The following is a 24,739-nucleotide window of genomic DNA, read 5'->3' on the forward strand; positions in this document are numbered from 1 at the left end:
CTTTGAAAGACGATGAAATGAAACTCGAGAAGACCGAGACCGGCTTCAGGCTGTCCCTCAAGGGGCGCACCATCCTCGATCACTACGCCGCTTCGCCTGCAATCTTTGTCGGCGCCGGCCAAGAGCGCATGGATATGTACCGGGGCAATTTCGACATCGAAGACTACGTCATCGAGCGTCGTGCACTGTCCTATACCGAAATTGACGGTAACAGAATTTCGCTTTCCGACGCAGCAGGGCAACCGCCTCGTCTCGTCCTGACGGTCGTTGAAGGCGCGATCAGGTTTGAAGCGACCGATCTCACGCTCAATCGTCTCTGGATCCGCATCGAAGCTGAGGACGACGAGCACGTCTGGGGCGGTGGCGAGCAAATGTCCTATTTCGATATGCGTGGGCGCCGTTTTCCGCTGTGGACGTCCGAGCCCGGTGTTGGCCGCGACCCGACGACGGAGATCACCTTCAAAGCCAATGTCAAAGACAAGGCCGGTGGAGATTACTACACCACCAACTATCCGCAACCGACCTACGTATCGTCGGCGCTTTACGCCCTCCATGTCGATACAACGGCTTATTCGATCTTCGACTTTCGCAGAAGTGGCTTTCACGAAATCGAGGTATGGGCCATTCCCGACCGCATCGAGATTTTTGCGAGCACCACTTTCGTTGAACTGGTCGAGACGCTTTCCACGCGCTTCGGTCGCCAGCCACCACTTCCAGAGTGGGTTTATAACGGTGCGATCATCGGTCTAAAGGACGGCGCTAATTCCTTTGCCCGCCTCGATACCATGCGCCAAGCGGGTGTGGAGGTCTCCGCCCTTTGGTGCGAGGACTGGGTTGGTCTCAGACAAACATCCTTCGGGTCCAGATTGTTCTGGGACTGGCAAGCCAACGAGACGCGGTATCCCGGGCTACGAGAGAAAATTGCAGAGTTGCACGAAAGCGACATTCGCTTTCTAGGCTACGTAAACCCCTATCTCTGCGTTGATGGACCACTCTTTGCGGTCGCAGACACGGCTGGTTATTTCGCCACCGACGGGTCGGGGAAGACCGCCCTCGTTGATTTCGGAGAGTTCGATTGCGGTGTCGTGGATTTTACCAATGAGGCAGCAGCCGAATGGTTCGCAGAAGAGATCATCGGCAAGAATATGCTGGACTTCGGACTTTCAGGCTGGATGGCTGATTTTGGTGAATATCTGCCCATCGACGTCCACCTGTCGAATGGGATCGATGCCAAGCTGATGCACAATGCCTGGCCGACGCTATGGGCCGAGGTCAACGCCAAGGCGGTCGCTTCGCGCGACAGGACTGGTGATGCCCTGTTCTTCATGCGCGCGGGGTTCACAGGCATTCAGAAACACTGTCCGCTTATTTGGGGCGGTGACCAGTCGGTTGACTTTTCACGTCACGATGGACTGGTCACCGTCATCTGCGGAGCGCTGTCCTCAGGCCTTCTCGGCAATGCTTACCACCATTCCGATATCGGCGGTTATACCAGCCTGTTCGGCAATGTCCGCACGCCGGAACTCTTGATGCGCTGGGCTGAAATGGCGGCGTTCACGCCCGTGATGCGCAGTCATGAAGGAAACCGCCCTCGTGAGAATATGCAAATCGATCAGAACCAGGAAGTCCTGTCTCATTTTGCGCGCATGACACGCGTTTATCGCTCCCTCGCACCCTATCTCAGGTCTCTGTCGGCAGAGGCTGTGGAACGCGGGTTACCTGTGCAACGACCGCTCTTCCTGCATCATCAGGATGATCACCAGACCTACACGATTCAGGATAGCTACCTCTACGGTGCGGACATGCTGATCGCGCCGGTATGGCAGGCGGCGCAGGAAACGCGCACCGTCTATCTTCCCCAAGGTGAGCGCTGGGTCCACGTGTGGACTGGTGAGACGTTCGCGGGTGGTTCGGAGGTCGAGATCGCCGCGCCGCTCGGCTACCCACCGGCTTTCTACCGGTCCGGTTGCAAGTATGAGGCGTTATTTGCCGAGCTCCGGAAAATTTGAACGTAAATGATAGTTGCGAAGCGCTCTCGCGCTGTGCGGCGAACACCTCTTGCGATAGTTGGTGTTAATTTTCGCATGAGTTTGAGCCATTTTTCGTTTTCGCGGTGATCCACTCACGCCGAAGAAAATTGTTGTCGCACAATTCATTGCAGCGAATCTGGTGAGCTACCGCGAAATGGAAAAACGGGTTAAATCGTGCTGAAACTCAACAAGCCACGACCTCATACTCCTGACGAACCGATGTCTTGTGCAGCATATGGTCGTAACCATAAATATGGATCGAGATCACGTCTTCACTGCTTTCATTTGCCATCATGTGGATGTTGGGGCCACTGGGAAGCAGGCAATCGATGAAACCTGCGTTGCGAGCAACGCGTTCACGCTCGACAACTTTGTTGCCCTCGAGTGATTGGTAGCGAATTTCCGTCAGCGCGCCTTGGAGGACGCCAAAACAGCACGAGCAATGATGATCATGAATGGATGTTTGCGCGCCAGGCGCCCATGTCATCGCCCAGACACTCATGTCGCCTTCTCCCAGAAGAAGATTTCGACTGTAGGTCCCTGGTTCAGATTTCAACGGAATTCCATTCAGCAAGTCGGGTTTTGCGAGCATCAACTCGAGCGTTTCCCGTGTCGATCTCAAATATTCGCGCACCAAAAAGCTGGACCTGTTTGCAAGCTCGCTGAGGACCGCATTCATTTTGACGTCTTGGTGAGAGGAAGGAGAAAGGTGCATGAGAAATCCCTGATAATCAACTGTCAACGTTTATATTACTAATTTTAGGCAGTAACTTGGTAAATCATACCTCATAAATTTGATTCTTCAATCGTATTATTCTTTTTTTCAAAATTGAAATGAGGTGGGGCTTCCTGTTCGGTGCCGTCGTCGCTCAGTCCTGGCAGCTCTTTGTCCCTACTTTGGTCCCGCACATCTGTTTCGCGCCTTGCCTGCATTTTATGCGGTTGTGAAAAGAGCCTCAAATTCAAACCGACCGCTTGACATATGCTGTATGTGAATGATTTCATCCAATTCATTCCTAATCTGCATATAGAGGTATAATGGAAACGCGTGATTTACAGACTTTTCTAGCCGTTGCGGCCAGTGGAAGTATTACAAAGGCGGCTGGTGCGCTTGCGAGATCACAGTCGTCGGTCACACGGACCATTCAGGATCTTGAAGCCGAACTCGGCTTTGCGTTGCTGCATCGCGTTGGCAGACGCATCCAGCTTTCAGAAGAGGGGATCGCATTTGAAGGAGAGGCACAGCGCCTGCTGATGTCCTTCACCGAACTCGCCGCCCGCGCAAAAGCGATTGCCGCGGGTAAGGGCAGGATCTTTCAGATTGTGACCACGTCCGCCATCGGCACCGGATTGATCCCGACCGCGATGGCTGAACTGAAGGGGATCGAATTTCCTCAGGAAACACATCTCGGACAGTTTCTTCCTTCCATCGTCGCGCAGGAAGTACGCAGTGGACGGGCCGATATCGGTTTCTCAAGCCTTCCTCTGGATATTCCGGGCGTTGATGTCCTGCGTCTGTATTCCGCGCCTGATGTCTGTGCCGTACGCGAGGACGACGTGTTGGCGAAGCTGGATGTCGTGCCGCTGTCCGCCCTTGCTGGTCGCCGCCTTGCCACAATGCTCAATCCACTTCGGTTTCAGCTGCACATAGCGCGCGAACTTGCCGCCCGTGGCATCGAAACCGGACCGGTTATCCGCACCAATATATCGTATGGTGCATTGCAACTTGTTCGGCAAACGGGCGTAGCGGCGATCATAGACCCGGTCACCGCATATGGTTTGAGCCTGCCCGGCATCGTCATTCGACCTATCGATGTGGCGGTGCCGTTCTATTGGGGTGTCCTCGCCCCAGGAAGACAGCCGATCCGCTCGATTGCTCAAGCTTTGATAGACGCCGTCGAGGTGGTCGCCGAACGATCGATCGCCGGTTACAAACGGTTGGATCCGATGTGTGCGGGCCAGTTAGTCACCGGTCACGTATCGCAAAAAATCACGGAAATTCACCATGAATAATGCCGCAATATCAATCAGGCGCGCAGGCCTTCAGGCTCTTGAGGCGCAGCTTCGGCAGGATATGGATGTTCTGGAGCTTCCCGCCAAACCCTGGGTTCCGGAACGGACACAGGACGGGAACCACGTGCGTGATGTCGTCGTGATCGGAGCTGGCATGTGCGGTCTTGCCGCGACCGCGAAGTTGATCCTGACAGGTGTGAACAACATCGTCACCTACGATGCGGCGCCCGCTGGCTTCGAAGGGCCATGGGTAACGTTTGCGCGCATGCAGACACTTCGGTCGCCGAAGACGTTGCACGGCCCGGCGCTGGGTTTGCCTCAATTGACATTCCGCGCGTGGTTCACTGCGCAATGGGGTGCCGAGGCATGGCATGCTCTGGATAAAATTCCAAAGGGGCAGTGGATGGATTATCTGGTCTGGTATCGGAAGGTTCTTGATCTGCCCGTTCACAACGATGTCCGTATGACCAGCATCGAGCCTGCTGGCGATCTCATTGCCATTGAGATCGACGGTGCGGAAAGAGGAAGAGTTCTAACCCGTCGACTGGTACTGGCGACAGGTCGTTCGGGGCTTGGCGGCTTTGCAGTTCCGGATTTCCTTAGAGGTGTGAACCGTGCCTATTGGGCGCATTCTGCCGACAATATCGATTTTTCTGCATTGAAAGGAAAACGCGTCGCCGTTATCGGCGCAGGTGCGTCGTCGATGGACAATGCGGCAACCGCTCTGGAAGCAGGTGCCGGTAGCGTTGATCTGCTGATCCGCCGCAAGGAGATGCCGCGTATCAACAAGATGACAGGGATTGGCAGCCAGGGCGTGGTGCATGGCATGCACATGCTGCCAGATGCCTGGAAGTGGAAATTCGTCGAGTACACGGCATCCACACAGACGCCTCCTCCACGGTCTTCCACATTGCGTGTTTCGAGGCACAAGAATGCCCGGTTTTTTCTGGATTGCGGCCTTGTGTCGGCAAAGGTGGAACAAGGCGATCTGCTGATCGAAACGACGCAGGGACCAATGCGTTACGATTTCTTGATCGCGGCGACAGGGTTCTCCAACGACTTCAACGACCGCCCTGAATTTGCACGGATTTCGCAACATATCCGAAATTGGTCGGACGGCCGTCACACGCCGGAAATGGGACCTTGTCGTGGCGGCCTGTCGGATGCCCCGGATCTCGGACCTGCATTCGAATTTCGTGAACGTATCCCTGGGTCCTGCCCGATGTTGTCACATATCCACTGCTTCAACGATGCAGCGATGCTGACGCATGGAAAGGTTTCCGGTGACATTCCTGCCGTTAGCGCTGGTGCAGATCGCCTGGTGCGTGGAATTGCAGCCTCGCTGTTTGCCGACGATGTCGACACCCATTTCAACAACCTCATTGCTTACGAAACGCCCGAACTTCAGGGCGACGAGTGGGTCGATTCAACGCCGCTGCTGCATAAGGAGACTGTCCTATGATCGACGCGATGGATGAGGCCGCTGGCCTGTCACCTGAAGATACCCTTTTCACGGCACGGCGGTTTCGCCCGGAATTTGTTCAAGGCGCTGAACTATGTCGTCGGTCGGTTTTGGTGCCAGCCAACGATCTCGGCCTGTCACCCGTGCTGCGCGTTGCCTTGGCCTGCCGCATTGCGTTGCTGAATTCGGATCAGGCTCTGACCTCCCAGTACACTTTGCAACTGGCAGCGCTTTCGCCACCGGCGAATGTCTTTGCTCTTTCGCAAGGAGCCACCGATCTTGGAGAACCATTAGCGACCATCACCCGACATGTCGATCTGATCACGCTGACGCCCGGTCGAGCCGAAGCTGGCGATATATCGCGTCTGGCAAGTGCTGGGCTTAACAATCCGCAGATCGTCGCGCTTTCCGAACTGATCGCTTTCGTGAATTTCCAGACGCGGGTTGCCACCGGCCTGCGGTTAATGAGGTCGCAATGATATCCTCAGTCCGTCTGAAGCCATTGACGTGGCACCCGCATATTGCACCGGTGGAGCTTTCCGAAGCCACTGCCGAACAGCTGGATGCGATGAAGGTCACGCCATCTGCCAAAAAAGTTTCGGAATATGTGCGCACGCTCGCGCATGATCCTGAGAGTTATGTTGCCCGCACGGTGTTGTTTAACGCGATTATGTATGTGGAAGGCGGACTTCCCCGTCCGGATCGGGAATTAGGAGCGCTTGGGGCATCTGTGGTGAACGGGTGCAAATATTGCGCCGTGGTTCATGCGCGTCAGCATGCGCATCTCACCAAAAGCAACGACGTTGTGACCGCGCTCTACATGGACCGGTCGGATATGCTCGCGCCAAGGGATGCTGCGATCCACAATTTTGCACGCCGGCTCTCCGAAACGCCATCGGAGGCGACACCGGATGATATTGCCGCGCTTCGGGCAGTGGGAATGGACGACATCGAGATCATCGATCTCATTCACGCCATATCGATTTTCGGCTGGGCAAACCGGTTGATGCACGTTCTCGGCCACGCCGAGAGTGGAAACTGAGGTGACACTTATCGCGTCCGCGAATGGATGTTTTCAGTAAGAGCTGATCGGAACTGACGGCTCATAACAATAAAAGGGGTCTGAAATGCGCATGAAATCCTGGCTGCTGGGCAGTCTTATCGCCGGTATGGCTGCTTTGCCTGCTGCCGCCGAATATCCTGAAAAGCCAATCGAAATGGTCGTCGCCTTTGCGCCGGGTGGCGGAACGGATATTGCCGCTCGCTCCATCGCGTTGTTCATGGAAAAGCATTTGGGTGACGGCGCCAAGATAGCCGTCATCAACAAGCCGGGTGCTGGTGGCGAGATCGGCTGGACGACGCTAGCCCGTTCGAAACCCGATGGTTATACGATTGGAATGATCAATCCCCCCGCCTTCAATGCACTCATCGTCGAGGGCAAGGCCAAATACACCATTCAGGATTTTCAACCTATCGGCAATCTTGTGTACGATCCCGGGATTCTGGTTGTCGGCAAGGATAGCCCCTATAAGACTCTGAAAGACCTTGTCGACGCATCGAAGGCAGCTCCCGGCGCCATCGTTGTCGGAACCTCTGGTGCTGCGGGTTCTTCGGAACATATCGGCATGCTCAACCTTAATCGTCTGGCGGGCACAACTTTTACGCCAGCGTTTTTTGGCTCCACCGCTCCGGTGCGTCAAGCTATCCTCGGTGGTCACGTCCCTGCCGCTACGATGAACCTTTCTGAGGCTCTGCAGCTTGCCCGTTCAGGCGATATCCGCATCTTGGGAGTCATGTCAGACGCACGTCAGCCATCCATGCCCGAAGCGATGACATTCAAGGAGCAGGGCATCGATCTGATCGTCACGACATCGCGTGGCATCGCCGCGCCAAAGGGTGTTCCGCCGGAAATGGTGGCTAAGCTTGAGGTTGCGCTCGATGCGGCGCTCAAGGATCCCGAGTATCTCGCCTCCGCTCAGAAAGCAGAAATACCCTTGCACTATCTGAACGCCACAGATTATAGCGCCCTGATCACCAAAATCACCGCAGACCTCACCGAAACCTGGAAGGTGACACCGTGGCGCTAAGCTTCAATCCAACCTATCGGCAGGCCGAAATAGGCTTTGCCGCGGCATTGGCTTGCGCTGCTGCCTGGACCTTTATGGAAGCTGGCAACTATCCGTCGCAAAGCGCCGGGTACCCCCGTTTTCTCTCCGTCGTGCTGGGATGTGTTTCCCTGCTGGTTATCCTCCGCGCTCTATTGGCGCGGAGCACTGCTCCTGAAAAACGGTTCCTGGATCATGGGGCCCGTTTCCTGCTCGGGTTCGCGGCACTGTTCATCTATGTCGTTGCGGTGGACCTTCTGGGTTATGTGGTGCCAAGCCTCGTGTTCGGTATGGGCCTTCCGATGCTGCTTGGCTACACCAATCTTCGCCTGGTCGTGCCTGTTGTCGTCGGTACGATTTTGATGATTTTGATTGTCTTTGCCCATATCCTCGAGCGTCCGCTGCCTCCAGACGTGCTCGATCCTTTTCTGGAGGTGGTGCTGTGATTGATGCTCTCATAAGTGCACTTCCTCACGTTCTCAATCCGACCAACATCTTCGCAGTTCTTCTTGGGACGGTCGCAGGCATGGTCGTCGGCGCCCTTCCAGGATTAACGGTTACGACCGGTATTGCGGTTCTTATTCCGCTCACCTTCGGGATGGATCCTTTGTTTGCGCTGGGAATGATGGCGGGCATGTACAATGGCGGCAGTTATGGCGGAGCCATTCCCGCCATCCTGCTCAGGGTTCCAGGCACGCCCGCTTCCGTTGCAACCATTCTCGATGGCTACGAAATGACCAAGCAGGGCAAGGCGGCCTATGCCTTGCAAGTAGCCGTTGTTTCAGGCGTTATCGGTTCTGTCTTGTCGGCCATCGCGCTCATTCTGTTTGCACCGGGCCTTGTGAAACTCAGTCTCTTATTTGGTCCATCCGAGTATTTCTGGGTGGCAATTCTGGGTCTTGCAACGGTCGCATCCTTGCTGGGCGACGATTTCCTCAAGGGCATCATCGCAACGATGATCGGCCTTTTGATTGGAACAATGGGCACGGACATTTCCACCGGAGTGGAGCGCTACACGTTCGGTCTGCTGGAATTTGCCGATGGGCTGGATATCGTTGTACTGTTGACCGCTCTTTTCGCCATCCCACCTATGATCCTGATGATCGAAGAAGCGCTCAAGGTTGGTATGGCAGGAGATCTCCTAAGGCTGAAGCGTCAGGGTTCAGTTCTGAAGGAATGGCGCCGTTTCATGCCGATCTGGATGCGCAGTTCCATAATCGGAATCATCATTGGCATCCTTCCCGGCGCTGGCGGTTCCATGTCGTGTTACCTCGCCTATAATGATGCCAAACGCGCCTCAAAAGCGCCGGAGACATTCGGAAAGGGTAATCCCGAAGGTGTTGCTGCTTCGGAATGCGGTAACGGGGCCGATAACGCTGCGTCTCTCATTCCCGCACTGACTTTGGGCATTCCCGGTTCGGGTGTGGCTGCGGTGATTCTGGGCGGTCTTCTTGTTCATGGCTTTCGCCCCGGTCCACAGCTGTTTAGCGAAACACCGGACATCGTCTACGGCTTCATGCTGCAAATGTTGATGTCTGCATGTTTTCTTGCCGTTGTCGGCGGATTGACTGCAACACGGATATTCGGTCAGGCGCTTCGTCTTCCTCGCGTGGTGCTCGCCCCGATTATCATGCTGTTCGTGACGATAGGTGTTTATGCGGTGAACAACTCCATGTTCGACCTCTACATGCTTCTCGGCATCGGAGTTATGGCCTATGTCCTGGACAAGCTCGATTATCCAAGTGCGCCTATCATCCTTGGCGTCATTCTCGGTCCAATCGCCGAAAGCCAGCTTTCCCTGGCACTGACAATCTCCGGCGGAAATCCTGTCGCGCTGGTGTCTTCACCGATGTCCATGATCATGATCGCTCTGACACTTCTGATCTTGGCCACACCCATCGTGGGAATGTGGAAAAAGCATCGAAACACGTAAGCGTCGGATGTTTGGGGCCGCACGTAGCGGCCCTTTTTATTAAGGGCTGCTCAAGAAGGCGGGTATCTGGCGAACCGCTTTATCATAAGTTTGATCATTGCGGTTTGGATGAAGGCGATGCTTGTTGCGGAAAACCGCTCGAAGAGCATCGTAAAGTCAAAGGACTCGGGTGAAAGGTTTCGGCCACCGCTCTCGCTTATGCTGCCTGCAGGCGTGCGATCTTATTTCACATTTGCATGGCCGCGGCTCTCAGTTCGCGGTGATGGTGGGACGGGACATCGTGGCGTGGAATTTGGAAGAGATTAGCGACCGGGTCATGAATGGAGACGAAACGCTGGAGATGTCGGGCTGACTTAAAGCCCTTCATGATCCGCTCTCGCCGTCGTTTCGGTTGATGGGAATTCTCCGCCCGGTTATTAAGCCCTTTGTGTGAGCGATGATCGACGCCGGGCATGATGTCTTGCTTGGCCGCTCCGTAGAATCGAAGTTTGTCGCCTAGCTGACCGGTGGATCGCCTGCGGATTTCGCCTGCAAAGCGCCGACAAATTTTTCCGCCCACAGTCGAACGCTCTGGTGCGAGACAATGATCCCACGCGCCGCCAGCAGATCTTCGACCATCCGCAAGCTGAGCGGGAAACGAAGACAGAGCCAGACGGCATGAGCAATCACTTCAGCTGGGAATCGGTGGCGGCGATAAAGGGGATCACGAACGGCTTGGGTCATGCCGCAAAGTCGCATACGCCAATCGCAGCGCGGTTAACGTTACGATGCCCGTCGGCTTTATGTTCGTCCGAGACGCTCAAGCAAAGTGTCGATTTGTTGCGAACTCGGCACTTCCGGCGGGTGGTCCAGCTTTGCGCTCTGTCTGTAGGCCGGACTTGTGGAATACCAGTCGATCAGTGCCGCCGCCACTTCGATGGCGCGTGGGTCGCTTTTCTCGACATTATTTTCTTCGCACCAGGCTGTGTGAAATCGATTGATCTCTTCAAGATCGACGGATGACAGTATGGATGGAGGGTGGTTCGAATGATGAGTATCCATTTGACACCGGATTTGAGCAGCTTCTGGTAGTGGAGACACAACAACTTTGTGAGCACTTTGTTCCCACGTGGGAACATTGCGTCTAATGCCTTTCAATTAAATCATATTGCATGAATTAAATGGCCTCGCTCAAAGATCACTCGGCTGTCATGCAGCGTGACGTCGTGCCAGTGTATTTCAGGTAAGCATTCCACCAACATTGAGCTTTCACGGTGTAAACAAGCAAAGCCTTTTTTGAAATTTCCAAAGACTAAATTACGTTTTTTGCAGGAATGACAAAAACTTACCATCGAAACTATTCCAACATTCAAGCCGCATTTTCGGTATAGAGCGCAAATTCAAATGTACACTGGCGGCGCTCCATGTCGCCGGAAACATGATAGATTACGGAGTTTCCATGACAACAACGCCCGAGACCCTTAAGCCGCTTCTTTGGGAACCTAAAAACCTGGTGCGTGCCATTGAAGCGGCAGGCGTCACTTTGTGGTCGTGGAACGTCAACACCGATGCTTTTGCAATGGATGACAATTCCTACGAGCTTTGGGGCGTTCCGAAAGGCCGTGACGTATCCTTCGAAGATATGTCCGCTCATATCCATCCAGCCGATCGCGATCGGGTTCGCGCAGCCTTCACAGCCACACGTTCCATCATTGGTGCCTATGAGATCGATTTCCGGATCATGATCGGAGATGAACTCAAATGGATTTCCGCCCGTGGTCAGGGGGATGACGTCGGCATGGTCAAGGGGATCATGTTCGGCATTTTTATCGATGTGACGGGGCGCAAGCAGGCTGAGGAAGGCCGCGAGTTGCTTGCGGGGGAAATGAGCCACCGCGTGAAAAACCTGTTGGCGATCGCTTCTGGTTTGACAGCCATCACTTCGCGATCAACGACGACGGTCGAGGATATGGCCCGTGAACTGACGCTCAGACTGACGGCCCTGGGACGCGCGCATGATCTCGTCCGCCCCTTGCCTGGTCAGACGGAAGCGCCATCGACGCTGCTCGGCGATCTGCTGACAGTCCTTCTTGCACCCTATGATGATCTGGGCGCTTTCAGCGGTCGCATCCGGGTATCCGTGCCAAGGATGAGCGTGGGAGAGGGGGCAACGACCGTTGTCGCGTTGATTGTCCACGAACTGGCCACCAATTCCCTGAAGTATGGCGCACTCTCTTCCGATAAGGGAACACTCGACGTGTCTTGCTCGGCGCAAAACGAGGCCGTTACGATCGTCTGGACTGAAAACGGCGGCCCGAAAGTCTCGCCTCCGCAATTCAAGGCAGGCTACGGAAGCAAATTGGTGGAGCGCAGCGTCAGGGGCCATCTGCGCGGGTCTATCGGTTACAACTGGGCCCAGGACGGCCTCGTCGTTACTCTCGTTGTCGATCCGGAACGCTTGGCAAGTTAGGATATCTCTTTCGCGCTGAACGGAGCGTTAACGGCAATCAGTTGAAGAGTAGCAATTCGGCTGCGGCGGCATTCGCCTCGTCCATGGAAGCATCCAGCGTTGCTTTGAGAATTCGCAGCTCTGCCAACAGGCGAGGGCTTAGATCCAACTGTTGCCAATCCGTCAGTTTCTGCTGCCATTCGGCCACTTCCACGATCAGCTGACGTGATCGGTCTGCCGTGGCCGGATTGACGGCCCGCGCCGCCCGCTCGGCGTTTTCCGCAAGCTCAACCAGCTCGACTGTGCTGACGATCCAGGTCGGAAGCGCTTCCCGCAGCGTTGCGATTTCAGCAAGAACCGATTCGTCGGCGGCATATTGGGTCATGTTGGTCCCGATCTTCGCAAGAATAAAAAGTGAGCGCATGGTGTTAAAACCGTCCGCCCCCACTTAACCCCGCGCAGAGCCAGGTGTTCCATCTCCGTATCACGCCTCGGCAATATTGCCGTTTGATGAGACCAAAAGGCTTTGCAATGCCATTTTCAAACCGTCGCCGCTGTAGGGCTTGGCTATGAAGGGCACGTCTTCTGGCAGCGTAGCCGGTTTGACCCTTCCCGAGGTAACGACGGTGCGAACCGTTGGAAATTCTTGTTTGACCCTGATCGCCAGGTCGACGCCGGAAGAGCCGTCGGCAAGATCGACATCGGTAAACAGGATCAGAATGCCATCGGTCTCGGTCAACAAAACCATAGCGTCCTTGGCCGTCCGAGCTTCAAAGACGATGTAACCCAGGTCTGCGAGGAGGTCACAGGCAAGCATGGAGATCAGCGGTTCATCTTCGACCACGAGGGCTATCTGGGTCTTGACGATCATTTTTTGTCCACCGTCGGTGTGAGGGTCTGGCTCGTGCTGGCAGTCTTTGAAACGAGGCTCTGGAAGATCGCGTCGTTGTTGGCGCGCCATTCCTTGTCATCCAGCCACAGATAATCCTGATCAGGCATCAAGGGCACGGATTTTACCTGGGCGTTGGTGATGGGCAGAAAGAAGCTCGTTCTCGCTCTGTCGATCACGAGCGACAGAAGTGGCACGACCAGGCTGTCCTTTCCGGGTACGAAGAAGCCACCGGATGCAACGATCACATAGTCTTTCTGATCCTTGGTTCCGATAACGACGTTGCGGACTTCGCCGACGATTTTGTCGTCGGAGGTTCTGACTTCTGCGCCGACGATTTCGTTGACCAGAAGGCCTGGATCAAGTGCGCTGATTGGCACAAGAGGACCTTCGTTCACAGTGCCTCTGCTGCCTTTGACCTTGCCGAGACGCTGCTGCAACGGTTCGCCGGCAGCCTGTTGCTGATCCACGGCGTCTTCGTCACTCGTACCGCGCTCACCCATCGAAGGGGATGCGATCAGTTCCTTGATATTGCCAACGAGGCGTTCGCAATCATCTTCCAAACCGTAGGTCCACAACAGGAAAGCGGCATCGCGCAGGGTTCTAAGATCAAGCACGAGGTAGCGGTTCTCAGGATCACGCAATTCGGGCTTCTGTAAAATCGCTTCTTCCAGCTTGGCGTCGGAAATGTTGCATGCTGCCAGCACCGGCGTTGCCGAAAAGGCGAGGCAGAGCCCAACGGCGACAGCCGCTGTTTTAAGGATCGTCATGAGATGGGGTCCAATCGGCGGATTATGCTTCGACCTCGTGGTGTAGAGCACGTAATCCGGAAAGAGCGTACCGCGTGACGCTTCGATCGTGCTATTATAACGGGCTATGTCTTATTTTGTTCCACTTTCCGGCGTGGTTCGGTCAGCAGGCAGCCCCTGTTCCGTAATGAATTTTGGTTATCTATCTGTAATATATAAATAATATTTATCAATTTAAGATTGATTTCCGGATTGATGCAGCTTTTAAGCTAAGTCTTTTTTAATATCGCAAAGCAAAAACCTCGTCTGAAATGACCGTTGATAGAGACTGGGAAATTATGACGATTTTATAATTGATATACTTCATAATTTCAGTGAAATATTCATTGCTAAATCACTGTTCTCAAGTATTGCATAATCATGGTCTCGGCACATTTGATTCTTCATGCTCACAGCTTTACGACTATGCGTAACGTGGCGGGTCGAGCGGCGAAAAACAGCGCTGCTCTTGTTCTATTGTCTGGTCTTGCGGTGGTTCTTTCCGGGTGTAACAATCCTGGAGGCATCAGGCCTTCTGGTGCGCCTAAGATGCTGCCGCCGGAAGAGGCACTCATTTTTCCTCCTCCCGGTGGCCCCGAAGTCATCAGTGTGATCAGCCGAACGTTTTCCAACGCTGTTCAGCAGGAGGTTTTCTTGCGCGCCGATGCCCGGACACCTGGTCAGAATTTCCTCAAGATCGAACTCTTCGGGCCGCAGCGCGCCGAGGATACGGGCAAGGACGGATTGTCCAGCGGCAGCTTGAGAGCGTCGACCATTTCGCGCCAGATCCGGTCCGCTTTCCCCGGTGCCAGTCTGGCAACCTCCGCCGAATATTTGCAGAACGCCTATGGCGCGTTTTCCTATGCATCCGGCAAGGGCTCGGGCGATGATATGTGTCTCTATGCGTGGCAACATATTCGTTCACCGGATAATATGCGACAAGGTTTCAAAAACCTTGGGCGCATCAATGTCACGCTGCGACTTTGCCAGTCGGGTGTCACCACGCGCGATTTGCTGACTGTCATGTACAATTACACGATTACAGGCAGCTATGATGCAGAGGGCTGGAACCCTTACGGTACGGCGCAGAAGCCACCTGACGGTATGGGGCGCTCAGGCAATCCGAGCTATCCGGTCGCGGCAAATGACGGTCCCATGCAGCCGGGACTACAAACACCGCCTCGGCAGCCTGTTCCAGAGAGGCGACCGGTAGCACGTACAGTCTTGGCGCAGCCGCAAACGATACTGCAGCCGATCTCCAATCCTGCGCCGTCGCGCGTGGTCATCCCGTCGCCATCTGCCGTGTCTCCTACAGCGGCACGCCCTGATGATGTGCCGAGACCGAGCGAGCGTACGCAAACGAAACCTGTCGTCATCCCGTCACCCGATTGTGCATCTTCAGGGCGGGGTGCCCAGGGGTGCACGTAACCAGTTTCAGGTCATGCTTCCGTAAAGCGTGTCAACGCGTGACGGCGACACTTCGATAACTCTGATTTTGAGGCGTGTGGCCTCTCTTCGAATTGAAAGCAAGGTTTGCAGATGAGCAAGGCCATCTCCGTTATCGTCTGGGTGCTCGTCTCGGTCTGCGTTCTGGTCATCGTGACTTTGCCGGTTAGTTTGCAGGCCCACCTCATCGCCACCGCGATTTCGTTGGTTCTGCTGGCCACGATCAAATCGCTGAACGGAAAAGGCGCGTGGCGACTGATTGGCCTTGGTTTCGGAACGGCGATCGTGTTGCGCTACGTTTACTGGCGCACCACCAGCACCCTGCCGCCGATCAACCAGCTTGAAAATTTCATTCCCGGCTTTCTGCTTTATCTGGCGGAGATGTACAGCGTGTTGATGCTGGCTTTAAGCCTTGTGATCGTGTCAATGCCGCTGCCATCGCGAAAGACGCGACCCGGCTCACCCGGCTATGTGCCAACAGTCGATATATTCGTACCGACCTACAACGAGGATGCCGTCCTGCTTGCCAACACGCTTGCGGCTGCCAAAAATATCGACTACCCCGCAGACAAGTTCACCGTCTGGCTTTTGGATGATGGTGGCACTGTCCAGAAACGAAATGCATCCAACGTGTTGGAAGCGCAGGCAGCCGCACGCCGCCACGAAGAGCTGAAGCAGCTCTGTGCCGATCTCGGTGTCAATTACCTGACCCGCGAGCGAAATGCGCATGCAAAAGCCGGAAATCTGAACAACGGTCTCGATCATTCTACCGGTGAACTCATCACCGTGTTCGATGCGGATCATGCGCCTGCGCGCGATTTCCTTCTGGAGACCGTGGGGTATTTTGAAGAGGACGATAGGCTTTTCCTCGTCCAGACACCACACTTCTTCCTGAACCCAGATCCGATCGAGCGAAATCTGCGCACATTCGAGACAATGCCGAGTGAGAATGAGATGTTTTACGGCATCATTCAGCGTGGTCTCGACAAGTGGAATGGCGCGTTCTTTTGCGGATCTGCTGCTGTCTTGCGCCGGACTGCGCTGAAAGAAACGGACGGCTTCAGCGGCGTCAGCATTACGGAAGATTGCGAAACGGCGCTCGCCCTCCATTCACGTGGTTGGCATAGCCTCTATGTCGACAAGCCGTTGATCGCAGGGCTTCAGCCTGCAACCTTCGCCAGCTTCATAGGCCAGCGCAGCCGATGGGCGCAGGGAATGATGCAGATTCTGATCTTTCGCCAGCCGCTGTTTCGTCGGGGGCTCTCGTTCACGCAGCGTCTTTGCTACATGTCATCGACGCTGTTCTGGCTGTTCCCTTTCCCGCGCACCATCTTTCTGTTTGCGCCGCTGTTCTATCTGTTTTTCGATCTCCAGATTTTCGTCGCGTCCGGCGGCGAGTTCCTGGCCTACACGGCGGCCTACATGCTCGTGAACCTCATGATGCAGAATTTTCTCTACGGCAGTTTCCGATGGCCTTGGATATCTGAGCTGTATGAATATGTGCAGACCGTGCATCTCCTGCCAGCCGTCGTTTCGGTGATCTTCAATCCTTCGAAACCAACCTTCAAGGTGACGGCCAAAGACGAGTCCATCAGCGAGGCACGTCTTTCCGAAATCAGCCGGCCCTTTTTCGTGATCTTTGGTGTGCTTGTGATTGCTATGATTTTCGCGATCTACCGCATTTACGCGGAGCCCTATAAAGCCGATGTGACGCTGGTGGTGGGTGGCTGGAACCTGCTCAACATCATCTTCGCGGGCTGTGCACTGGGCGTCGTGTCGGAGCGTAGTGAAAAATCTGCGTCACGTCGCATCACCGTGAAGCGGCGCTGCGAACTGCAAGTTGGCGACAGCGACGCGTGGTTGCCTGCGACCGTAGAAAACGTCTCTGTACACGGCATGCTCATTCATATTTTCGATTCCGGTCTGGTCCCCGTCGAAAAGGGAACGACCGCCACCATTCGCGTCAAGCCACACAGCGAAGGCGTGCCGGAAACGATGGGTATCAACATCGTTCGCTCCGTCAAGCAGGACGGTTTTATCTCGGTGGGCAGCACATTTTCGCCCCAGAAGGCGGTGGACCACCGACTGATCGCGGATCTGATTTTTGCCAACTCAGACCAGTGGAGCGAAATTCAACGCGTTCGCAGAAAAAATCCGGGCCTCATCAAGGGCACGGTGACATTCATGGTCATCGCGATCTTCCAGACGCAACGCGGCCTCTATTATTTCTTCCGTTCCCTCAAACCGGAACGGCAGACGAAACCGGAATTGGGAGCGCCGAAACCATGATAAAGTCGCTCCTTTCCGCCATATGTCTCGTGTCGATTTCAACCACCGCACTTGCGCAGTCAACGCCCTTCGACATGTCGCCGGAAAAGCCAGCGGTGCTGCCGGTCCCTGCGCGTCCAGCGCCCGTTGCGCCAGCCCTGCCGGTCCAGAAACCAGCGACAGAAGCGCCCGAGGTGCCAAGTCCGGCCCCAAGTGCTGCTGCACCGACGACAGCTGTATCCCCGGCCATCTCGGACAACTCCGATGATCGTCGCCGTTACATCCTGCCCTTTCCAGATCTCAGCCTCACCGGTGAAATGGACCAGCGTCAATGGACGCTCTATCTGACGCCGGAGCAGGCCAAGTCCGCGGCATCGCTGACGATTGGCTACCAGAACGCGATTGTCGTTGCGCCGGAAAGTTCCAACCTCGAAGTTTCCATCAACAACATACCTCTGGAGCGAAAAACCGTTTCTTCCCCGGACGCGCAGAGCAACGTCACTATGGCCATTCCGCCCGATGCGCTTCAGGCGGGTGCCAACGTCATTTCATTGGGCGTACAGCAGCGCCATCGTACCGACTGCACGGTCCAGTCAACCTACGATCTCTGGACCGATGTCAGCCCCGCCAGCACCTACATTACGTTCAACGGCGATGTCGGCAACCGGTTCAGTACGATTGACGACATCCAGGCGACGGGCGCCGATCTTGCTGGCCTGACGGCGATCAATATCGTTGCGCCAGGCCTCACAAACCCCGTCTCTGCCCCGCCACTCCTCAAGCTTGCCCAGGCTCTTGCCCTTCGGACGCAGATGCCGAACCAGCAGGTGACGTTCAGTACGAGTTTGCCCAGGGAGCCTAAGGCAGGAACCTTGACTGTTCTTGCTGGCACGGCACGCGAAATTGCTGCTGCCACGCGGGCGGTGCCGCCGGAGGCGCTGTCAGGTCCCTATGCGGGGTTTGAAAGTAACATTATCAACGGTGTATCTGCGCTCATCGTCGGAGGTCCGACGCCGCAGGCAATGCAGCTTGCCATCGACCAACTGACCGCATCCGTCGAGCGCCCGAGAGGCGCAGCCCGCGCAACGCTTTCGACAAAGGCATGGCATACGCCCGACGCGCCGCTGGTCATGTCCGACCGTCGTATCTCGCTCTCTGCGCTCGGCGTGAAAAGTAGCGAATTCTCCGGCCGACGCTTCCGCACTGATTTCACCATTGGCACGCCAGCAGATTTTTACGCTTCCGCCTATGGTGAAGCGACCTTGCTTCTGGATGCCGCCTACTCGAACGAGGTTTTGCCTGGTAGCCACATCGATGTTTACGTCAACGGCAATATCGCCTCCACAGTGCCGGTCTCGAACCGTGGTGGCGGTATTTTCAGGCATCTCCCGATCAACGTCACCTTGCGCCATTTCGTGCCGGGTGTGAATACGGTTGCCATCGAAGCCGTGTTGATGACGCAGGCGGACGCGGCCTGCCTGCCGGGTGCACCTGCAAACCAGACACCGCGTTTCGCGCTGTTCGATACGACTGAACTTCATATGCCCAATTACGCGATGATCGGTCGGGCGCCCGATCTCGCCGCAACCAACGGTGTTGGTCAGCCCTATCGCGAGGGCGGGCAACCTGTCGCCATATGGCTGGAGCGGGTGGACACCGATACCATGTCGGCTGCAGCCACATTTCTAAGTCGTCTTGCCCTTGCGGGCGGACAACCTATTCCTGTGGAACTCGTCGCAACACCGGCCGCCGTTGGTGAGAGAAACGCCCTGTTCTTCGGAACGCTTACGCAGATGCCGCAGGCCTTGATCAGTCAGCTCAATCTAGCGCCTGCAAGTCAGGTTGCTTGGCGCGAGAGCGACAGCGCCGTTCAACCGGCACAGACGGATCAGCTTTTCAATGACTGGCGGGAACGTGTCGATGGCGGTGTCTGGCAGGGGCAGATTTCGTCCTTTGAGGAATGGATGAAGCGCAACTTCGACATCAGTTCCGAGACGCTGCGGTTTCTTCCCGGTGCGGAGCAGATTTATACACCGCCAGGTAATGTCTCGTTCATGCTGGCACAGGGTTTGAGCCCTGGCGGCGAGGGTGTCTGGACCATGGCCACGGCACCGACGTCGGCGGATTTGCGGACAGGCATGGCTGCCATGGTCGAACAGAAACGCTGGAACGCACTCGGTGGACGCGTCGCGACCTATGATGCTGCTGCCGACAAGGTGGAGACCATCGCTGCCGAACAGCCCAGCTTCATCGTCACCCGCCCGTTCTCCTTTTCGAACTGGCGGTTGATCGCGGCGAACTGGCTATCGACCAATACGCTTTCCTATTCTCTGGTTTTTGTTGGGTTTCTAACGCTGTTGGGGTGTGTGACATTCCTGATGCTGCGCGGCATGGGGCGGCAAAAATGAGATATACGTTCCGCCTCCTGTCCAAAACCCTGGTGATGCTGGTGATGATCTTGTCTCCAATCGGTGCAAAGGCTGCCTCGATAACGCAAGCCGACTGGACGGCCTACAAGTCCGCGTTTCTCGATCCTGCGGGACGTATTGTTGATACTGCAAACAACAATATCAGCCACAGCGAGGGGCAGGGATACGGCATGTGGCTTGCCGTTCTTGCCGATCAACCGGCCGATTTCGAGTTGATATGGTCGTTCACCAAAACCGAGTTAATGGTTCGAGATGATGGGCTGGCGGCGTGGAAATGGGACCCGCAGGCGACCCCGCATATTTCCGATATAAACAACGCCACCGACGGGGACATTCTGATCGCCTATGCTTTGGCACTGGCATCCAAGCAGTGGGGCAAGACTGATTATGCCGATGCTGCCCGCTCCATTGCCGAGACGGTGCTTGCCAAAGCGGTTGTTAAAAGGGGAGGGCGGACACTTCTCTTGCCCGGCACGACCGGTTTCGGAGAAGATGATCGGCCGGACGGTCCGGTCGTCAATCCTTCCTACTTCATTTTCGAAGCCTTTCCCGTCCTGAACGAACTCGCACCGTCGCCGCTATGGGCTGCCTTGAGCAAGGATGGCGTTGCACAGATCACGGCCTATGCCTTTGGCCCGAGAAAACTTCCCGCCGACTGGGTTTCGGTAAAAACAAAGCCACGGCCTGCTGACGGATTTCCGCAGGAATTCGGGTACAATTCGGTTAGAATACCGCTTTATCTGTCGAGAGCAGGGCTGGGAGACCCGAAACTTCTGGAGCGTTTGCGGACTGGAACCGTGATCGACGCCGGCAATATGGCCACATTCGATCTGCGCACGGGGGAACCCAAAGACGTTCTGTCGGACGCCGGATATCGCATCATTCCAGCACTTTCAGCCTGCGTTAGCGACAAAACACCCATACCGGATGATCTCCGTCGCTTCACGTCAACACTTTATTATCCATCTTCGTTGCATCTCTTGGCTCTGTCATTTGCGACTGAAATGCATCGGGAGTGCTTGTGATCGGAAAGCCGCTTTACATATCAGCCGCAGTATTGGCTCTGTTTGGTGTCACAGCATATCAGTGGCGCGATGAACTGTTGGGAAGAGTTTCACGTGTTCACACGACCGGTTCAATCCTGTCCGATGGGCCTGATGGTGTTTCCTCTGCCGCAAACGTGCCGCTTAAGAACAATGCCAACCCGCCCGTAACAACAGCTGCTCAGGGCAGTCCCTCGGCCATCACTGTGGCGCAGGCTCCCCGTCAGCCGACGGCTTCTCAGCTCACGCCAAAGCCTGCGTCACCGCCACCTCTCGTGGTGGACGAAAGTGCGCTTCGATATTTTGCTGCGCAGGGAGATACTGCACGGCTTCAAGCAGAAATCGCCAGGTTGAAAGCGCTTTACCCCGATTGGACGCCACCAAGCAATCCGCTCGCCGTTTCAGAACAGGGCGATCCGCAACTGGAGACCATGTGGCAGCTTTATGCCAATGGCCGGTATGCGGAGGTACGAAAGGCGATCGCTGATCGGCAGGCGGCAGACACGACCTGGCAGCCGCCCTCAAACCTGACCGAGATGGTGGGGCTTGCCGAGGCACGGCAAAAACTGATCAACGCTTCCGATCTCAAGCAATACAATGCAGTGCTTGATACGGCGTCAGCAAGTCCCGGACTGCTGACATGCGGCGAGGTCGATGTGATGTGGCGTGTGGCGGAAGCTTTCGCACGCACCGATAAGCCTGAGCGCGCGCGGGATGCCTATAACTACGTTTTGAGCAATTGCGAAGGCGCCAGCGATCGGCTCGCAACCGTCCAGAAGGCTTCGGCACTTCTCCCGGTTGCAATGGTGGATGATCTTCTGTCAAAGGAAAAGCCCGGGGCAGACGGACTTCTGGAATTCGAGCCCATCAAGGACGATCTCGCCCGTCAGTTCGTCGCCAGTGGTGGTGAGAACAAGGACATCATCGTTCCACCTTCCTATCTGATGCGAATGGAGCGCCTTGCCGAAAGCAACAAACTGGCCAGCGACGCACTGTTGCTAGGCTGGTACAATCTGCGCCGCGAAAAAACTCAGGATGCGGAGAAATGGTTCCGGCAAGCAAAAGCCGCAGACGATTCAGCATCTGCCTCGCAGGGGCTCGCGCTGGCCCTGATCGCCCGGAACGAACCGCGCGATGCAGAAGACGTGATATACAAATGGCGCGACGCATCCGACGATGCGCGCAAGACCTATCTTGCCGCAACCGCAAATCTACTGGCGCTCGATCCGCCTATTGCTCTGGAACCTGACGTTTTGAGGCGCATTGCGGAAGAAACCGTTGCGCAGAAAGACGCCGCAACAGCGCAGGAATTCGGTTGGTATTCCCGTGCTTTCCTACAGCCTCAAATGGCGGCGCAGTGGTTCGCCACGGCCTTGGGCTGGAAGACCGATGACGAGCCATCCGCCTATGGATTGGCACTGTCCTATCAGGATTTGAACAATGTTGCCGGCGTGCGCCAACTTCAGCAGCAATGGGGCGCGCAGTCTGAACGCATTCTCGCCGTTGGCAGGCCTGTTTCTGCGCCGTCGCAGCGTATCGTCGGCGGTCAACCGGGTGGGCGCATCTCCGGTCAACACGTCGTTGCCGTTCAGCCCACCGATGTTGTCTATCAGGAGGGAGCGACCACGTCTGTGCCGAGGCAAAGAAGAACGGTTGTTGCCCAAAATCAGCCATCGCGGAAAACAAGCCGGTGCGACGCAACGTTCAATCCGGATGGTCTTCCGCCCCAGCAAGCCCTGCAGCAGGGCTGGTGCCTGATGGATGCCAACAGGCCCGCAGAAGCACTCAAGGCTTTCGGAGCGGCGCTGAAGGGTGACCAACCAACGATCAGAAGCGACGCGGCCTACGGTCAGAGCCTTGCCTATCTGCGCATGGGTCTCACCGACAATGCTGCCGTTTCCGCCACCAAATCCGGCATGGACAAGAGCAAGGCGACAGAACTTCAGATCGCTATTCTCACGGATCGGGCATTGGCGGCCTACAATAACGGTCAGTACGAAAAAGCGCTGATCCTGCTCGATCAACGCGCCCGTTTTGCCACTGAACGGAATGATCTGATGGTGATCAGAGGCTATGCGTATCTCAATTTAAATCGCTATGCCGAAGCCATTCAGGTGTTTGAAGGCCCGGCCTCTACCGGTCACAGAGATGCTGTCAGAGGGCTCGCCGCAGCACGGGAAGCTCGCCCAAGCAATGGCCCCAGAGGCGGTTGATAGCGACAAGCGCCTGTTGGTTCCGGCATCAGATCGCTTTCAACGTACCCACTGCATGCCGTCGATCTGGATATCCTGACCTGTCAGAAAATTCGGCTCAGACGTCGCAAGAAACGTGACCACGCTGGCGACATCCTGCGGCGTTCCCACCCGTTTCATTGCGATCCCTGCGGCAAGCTGCACTTCGCGCGCGTCGATCATCGCATTCGAGCGCTCCGTCTTGATCACGCCTGGACAAATGGCATTAACGACGATCTCTGGTGCAAGTTCTTTTGCAAGTGCCTTTGTCATTCCCAGAATGCCAGCTTTCGCCGCGGTATAGGAAAATTTGCTGACGGCACTGGTGACGCCGCCCGTATGGGCGTTCATCGATGACATATTGATGATGCGTCCGCCGCCATTGCGGCGCATGACAGGGATTGTTGGCTGGATGTAGTTGAAGGCACCCTTGAGGTTGATGTCGATGGTGGTATCGAATTCCTCCTCGGAAATCTCTTCAACGCCCTTGGCCATAGGGCGGCCTGCATTGTTGAAAAGCACGTCAATTCTTCCCAGCCTCGCATCGACGTCCCCCACGATCTCGGCGGCACGTTTGTAGTCACGCACATCCGCTAGATAGGTTAGAGCTTCCCGCGAAAGTTCACGAATTTCTGCTGCCGTGCGCGCCAGATCGTCTTCGATAAGATCCACAAGAACGATATCGAACCCGTGTTTTGCGAGATCGAGCGCACAGGCGCGCCCGATACCACGACCGCCGCCGGTGACAATCGCCACTTTACGGATCACCTCAGACATCGGCATGCTCCTTGGCGTAGAGCGCGATCTCGGCATGCGTGCCGAACCACACATCGTCGTGTCTTTGGATATGCTGGATCAGTTCTTCGAGGATGAAGATGCGTGAGCGGTAACCGGACACATGCGGGTGCATGGTCAGAAGGAACAGGCCGCCTTCCTGATAGGCCCGGTCGAATTCCCGCTTGAAGATGTCGAGCACTGCGGGTGGGGGCGTGTAGGGGCGGTGGGCTGTGAAACGGTTCATGTTGAAATAGACAGCATCGTCTCTGATCCATTCCACGGGTAGTTCGACAATGCCGGTGGGCTCACCGCCTTCGAGCAACTCATAGGGATCGTCGTCCGCCATGAGCGAGCTATCGTAGAGAAGCCCGAGTTCGCGCTCTATTTCCAGTGTTACAGCGGAAAAATCCCAAGACGGCGTGCGCATGCCGACAGCGCGCACGCCGGTGATCTTTTCAATCGTGTCGGCGGCGCGCAGGTGCAGTTCGCGTTCTTTTTCCGGCGGCACTTTCGTGTTCACTTCGTGGATCCAGCCATGCAGACCGATCTCATGGCCTTCGGCAATCACGCGTTTCTGCTCGTCGGGATAAAGGAGGGCGGCAACAGCTGGTACGAAAAAGGTAGCGGGAACGTCGGCCTTCTTCAGAACGTCCAGAATGCGTGGCACACCCCGGCGATTTCCATATTGCCCTTGTGACAGGCGGCCGATGGATTCCCCGCCGTCGCGCAACTCATTGGTCTCATGGTCGCTGTCGAAGGAAAGAGCCACGGCGCAGCGTGCACCATTCTTCCAGACCTTCGGTTTCAGTGAGCGGCCAGCACGCACTTTCTCGACTTTACCGCGCCATGTGGCCTCGTCCCATTCCCACGGTTCCATATCTCGCTCTCCCTCGTATT

General features: G+C 55.9%; 22 protein-coding genes and 1 pseudogene. 14 read left to right on the top strand and 9 right to left on the bottom strand.

Translation table 11 applies throughout. The features are described from left to right. Window positions 1-2 precede the first annotated feature (2 nt). Window positions 3-2,009 carry an alpha-glucosidase gene (locus tag RMR21_RS21660; protein WP_498671468.1) on the top strand — a complete coding sequence of 669 codons (2,007 nt, stop codon included), beginning with the start codon at window positions 3-5 and terminating at the stop codon, window positions 2,007-2,009. A 205-nt stretch (window positions 2,010-2,214) separates the two neighbouring features. Here RMR21_RS21660 and RMR21_RS21665 read toward each other — a convergent pair whose 3' ends face one another. Both RMR21_RS21665 and RMR21_RS21670 read right to left on the bottom strand, forming a co-directional pair. Then, window positions 2,215-2,745 (bottom strand): cysteine dioxygenase, encoded by a 531-nt coding sequence (locus RMR21_RS21665; RefSeq protein WP_498671469.1) that lies wholly within the window; start codon window positions 2,743-2,745, stop codon window positions 2,215-2,217. 71 nt (window positions 2,746-2,816) lie between these two features. Further along, window positions 2,817-3,035, bottom strand: a complete 219-nt coding sequence (locus RMR21_RS21670) for a hypothetical protein (RefSeq protein WP_498671470.1) — start codon at window positions 3,033-3,035, stop codon at window positions 2,817-2,819. A gap of 33 nt (window positions 3,036-3,068) precedes the next feature. Here RMR21_RS21670 and RMR21_RS21675 point away from each other — a divergent pair, with 33 nt between their 5' ends. From RMR21_RS21675 to RMR21_RS21705, 7 genes are all read left to right on the top strand, one after another. Next, window positions 3,069-4,043, top strand: coding sequence for a LysR family transcriptional regulator (locus tag RMR21_RS21675; RefSeq protein ID WP_498671471.1), 975 nt, complete (start codon window positions 3,069-3,071; stop codon window positions 4,041-4,043). Next, window positions 4,036-5,505: an NAD(P)-binding domain-containing protein gene (locus RMR21_RS21680; RefSeq protein WP_498671472.1), complete on the top strand. Its 1,470-nt coding sequence runs from the start codon at window positions 4,036-4,038 to the stop codon at window positions 5,503-5,505. Before RMR21_RS21675 ends, RMR21_RS21680 begins: the two co-directional genes overlap by 8 nt. Then, window positions 5,502-5,984: a CMD domain-containing protein gene (locus RMR21_RS21685; RefSeq protein WP_498671473.1), complete on the top strand. Its 483-nt coding sequence runs from the start codon at window positions 5,502-5,504 to the stop codon at window positions 5,982-5,984. The genes RMR21_RS21680 and RMR21_RS21685 overlap by 4 nt, the downstream gene beginning before the upstream one ends. Then, the gene (locus RMR21_RS21690; RefSeq protein WP_498671474.1) at window positions 5,981-6,547 is read left to right on the top strand and encodes a peroxidase-related enzyme; all 567 of its coding nucleotides are present in this window, start codon (window positions 5,981-5,983) and stop codon (window positions 6,545-6,547) included. Before RMR21_RS21685 ends, RMR21_RS21690 begins: the two co-directional genes overlap by 4 nt. Window positions 6,548-6,632: 85 nt before the next feature. Continuing rightward, window positions 6,633-7,592, top strand: coding sequence for a tripartite tricarboxylate transporter substrate binding protein (locus RMR21_RS21695; RefSeq protein ID WP_498671475.1), 960 nt, complete (start codon window positions 6,633-6,635; stop codon window positions 7,590-7,592). Further along, the gene (locus RMR21_RS21700; RefSeq protein ID WP_498671476.1) at window positions 7,583-8,056 is read left to right on the top strand and encodes a tripartite tricarboxylate transporter TctB family protein; all 474 of its coding nucleotides are present in this window, start codon (window positions 7,583-7,585) and stop codon (window positions 8,054-8,056) included. The genes RMR21_RS21695 and RMR21_RS21700 overlap by 10 nt, the downstream gene beginning before the upstream one ends. Beyond that, window positions 8,053-9,543: a tripartite tricarboxylate transporter permease gene (locus RMR21_RS21705; protein WP_498671477.1), complete on the top strand. Its 1,491-nt coding sequence runs from the start codon at window positions 8,053-8,055 to the stop codon at window positions 9,541-9,543. The genes RMR21_RS21700 and RMR21_RS21705 overlap by 4 nt, the downstream gene beginning before the upstream one ends. A 226-nt stretch (window positions 9,544-9,769) precedes the next feature. On the opposite strand, the pseudogene RMR21_RS21710 reads toward RMR21_RS21705, so the two are convergent. Both RMR21_RS21710 and RMR21_RS21715 read right to left on the bottom strand, forming a co-directional pair. After that, window positions 9,770-10,266: pseudogene (locus RMR21_RS21710) on the bottom strand (IS6 family transposase). Between the two features lie 57 nt (window positions 10,267-10,323). Continuing rightward, window positions 10,324-10,584 carry a hypothetical protein gene (locus RMR21_RS21715; protein WP_498671478.1) on the bottom strand — a complete coding sequence of 87 codons (261 nt, stop codon included), beginning with the start codon at window positions 10,582-10,584 and terminating at the stop codon, window positions 10,324-10,326. Between the two features lie 397 nt (window positions 10,585-10,981). Between RMR21_RS21715 and RMR21_RS21720 the strand changes: the two genes are divergently transcribed. Further along, window positions 10,982-11,992 (top strand): sensor histidine kinase, encoded by a 1,011-nt coding sequence (locus tag RMR21_RS21720; RefSeq protein ID WP_498671479.1) that lies wholly within the window; start codon window positions 10,982-10,984, stop codon window positions 11,990-11,992. Window positions 11,993-12,029: 37 nt separating this feature from the next. Here RMR21_RS21720 and RMR21_RS21725 read toward each other — a convergent pair whose 3' ends face one another. From RMR21_RS21725 to RMR21_RS21735, 3 genes are all read right to left on the bottom strand, one after another. Further along, window positions 12,030-12,356 (bottom strand): hypothetical protein, encoded by a 327-nt coding sequence (locus RMR21_RS21725; protein ID WP_498671480.1) that lies wholly within the window; start codon window positions 12,354-12,356, stop codon window positions 12,030-12,032. A 99-nt stretch (window positions 12,357-12,455) separates the two neighbouring features. Further along, on the bottom strand, window positions 12,456-12,842 hold the full coding sequence (locus RMR21_RS21730; protein WP_498671481.1) for a response regulator: 387 nt from the start codon (window positions 12,840-12,842) through the stop codon (window positions 12,456-12,458). Then, the gene (locus RMR21_RS21735; RefSeq protein ID WP_498671482.1) at window positions 12,839-13,630 is read right to left on the bottom strand and encodes a PRC-barrel domain-containing protein; all 792 of its coding nucleotides are present in this window, start codon (window positions 13,628-13,630) and stop codon (window positions 12,839-12,841) included. Before RMR21_RS21735 ends, RMR21_RS21730 begins: the two co-directional genes overlap by 4 nt. A 567-nt stretch (window positions 13,631-14,197) precedes the next feature. Between RMR21_RS21735 and bcsN the strand changes: the two genes are divergently transcribed. From bcsN to RMR21_RS21760, 5 genes are all read left to right on the top strand, one after another. Then, window positions 14,198-15,076 (top strand): cellulose biosynthesis protein BcsN, encoded by an 879-nt coding sequence (gene bcsN, locus RMR21_RS21740; protein WP_498671483.1) that lies wholly within the window; start codon window positions 14,198-14,200, stop codon window positions 15,074-15,076. Window positions 15,077-15,187: 111 nt separating this feature from the next. Beyond that, window positions 15,188-17,383, top strand: a complete 2,196-nt coding sequence (gene bcsA / locus RMR21_RS21745; protein WP_498671484.1) for a UDP-forming cellulose synthase catalytic subunit — start codon at window positions 15,188-15,190, stop codon at window positions 17,381-17,383. After that, the gene (locus tag RMR21_RS21750; RefSeq protein WP_498671485.1) at window positions 17,380-19,770 is read left to right on the top strand and encodes a cellulose biosynthesis cyclic di-GMP-binding regulatory protein BcsB; all 2,391 of its coding nucleotides are present in this window, start codon (window positions 17,380-17,382) and stop codon (window positions 19,768-19,770) included. Before bcsA ends, RMR21_RS21750 begins: the two co-directional genes overlap by 4 nt. Further along, the gene (locus RMR21_RS21755; RefSeq protein WP_498671486.1) at window positions 19,767-20,816 is read left to right on the top strand and encodes a family 8 glycosyl hydrolase; all 1,050 of its coding nucleotides are present in this window, start codon (window positions 19,767-19,769) and stop codon (window positions 20,814-20,816) included. The genes RMR21_RS21750 and RMR21_RS21755 overlap by 4 nt, the downstream gene beginning before the upstream one ends. Continuing rightward, entirely contained in the window at window positions 20,816-23,047 is a 2,232-nt protein-coding gene (locus RMR21_RS21760; protein ID WP_498671873.1) for a tetratricopeptide repeat protein, read from the top strand. Before RMR21_RS21755 ends, RMR21_RS21760 begins: the two co-directional genes overlap by 1 nt. A 39-nt stretch (window positions 23,048-23,086) precedes the next feature. On the opposite strand, the gene RMR21_RS21765 is transcribed toward RMR21_RS21760, so the two are convergent. Then, window positions 23,087-23,842 (bottom strand): SDR family NAD(P)-dependent oxidoreductase, encoded by a 756-nt coding sequence (locus tag RMR21_RS21765; protein WP_498671487.1) that lies wholly within the window; start codon window positions 23,840-23,842, stop codon window positions 23,087-23,089. Then, window positions 23,835-24,719 (bottom strand): polysaccharide deacetylase family protein, encoded by an 885-nt coding sequence (locus RMR21_RS21770; RefSeq protein ID WP_498671488.1) that lies wholly within the window; start codon window positions 24,717-24,719, stop codon window positions 23,835-23,837. Before RMR21_RS21770 ends, RMR21_RS21765 begins: the two co-directional genes overlap by 8 nt. Between the last annotated feature and the right edge of the window lie 20 nt (window positions 24,720-24,739).

This window comes from Agrobacterium sp. rho-8.1, from assembly GCF_033957725.1.
Lineage (GTDB): Bacteria > Pseudomonadota > Alphaproteobacteria > Rhizobiales > Rhizobiaceae > Agrobacterium.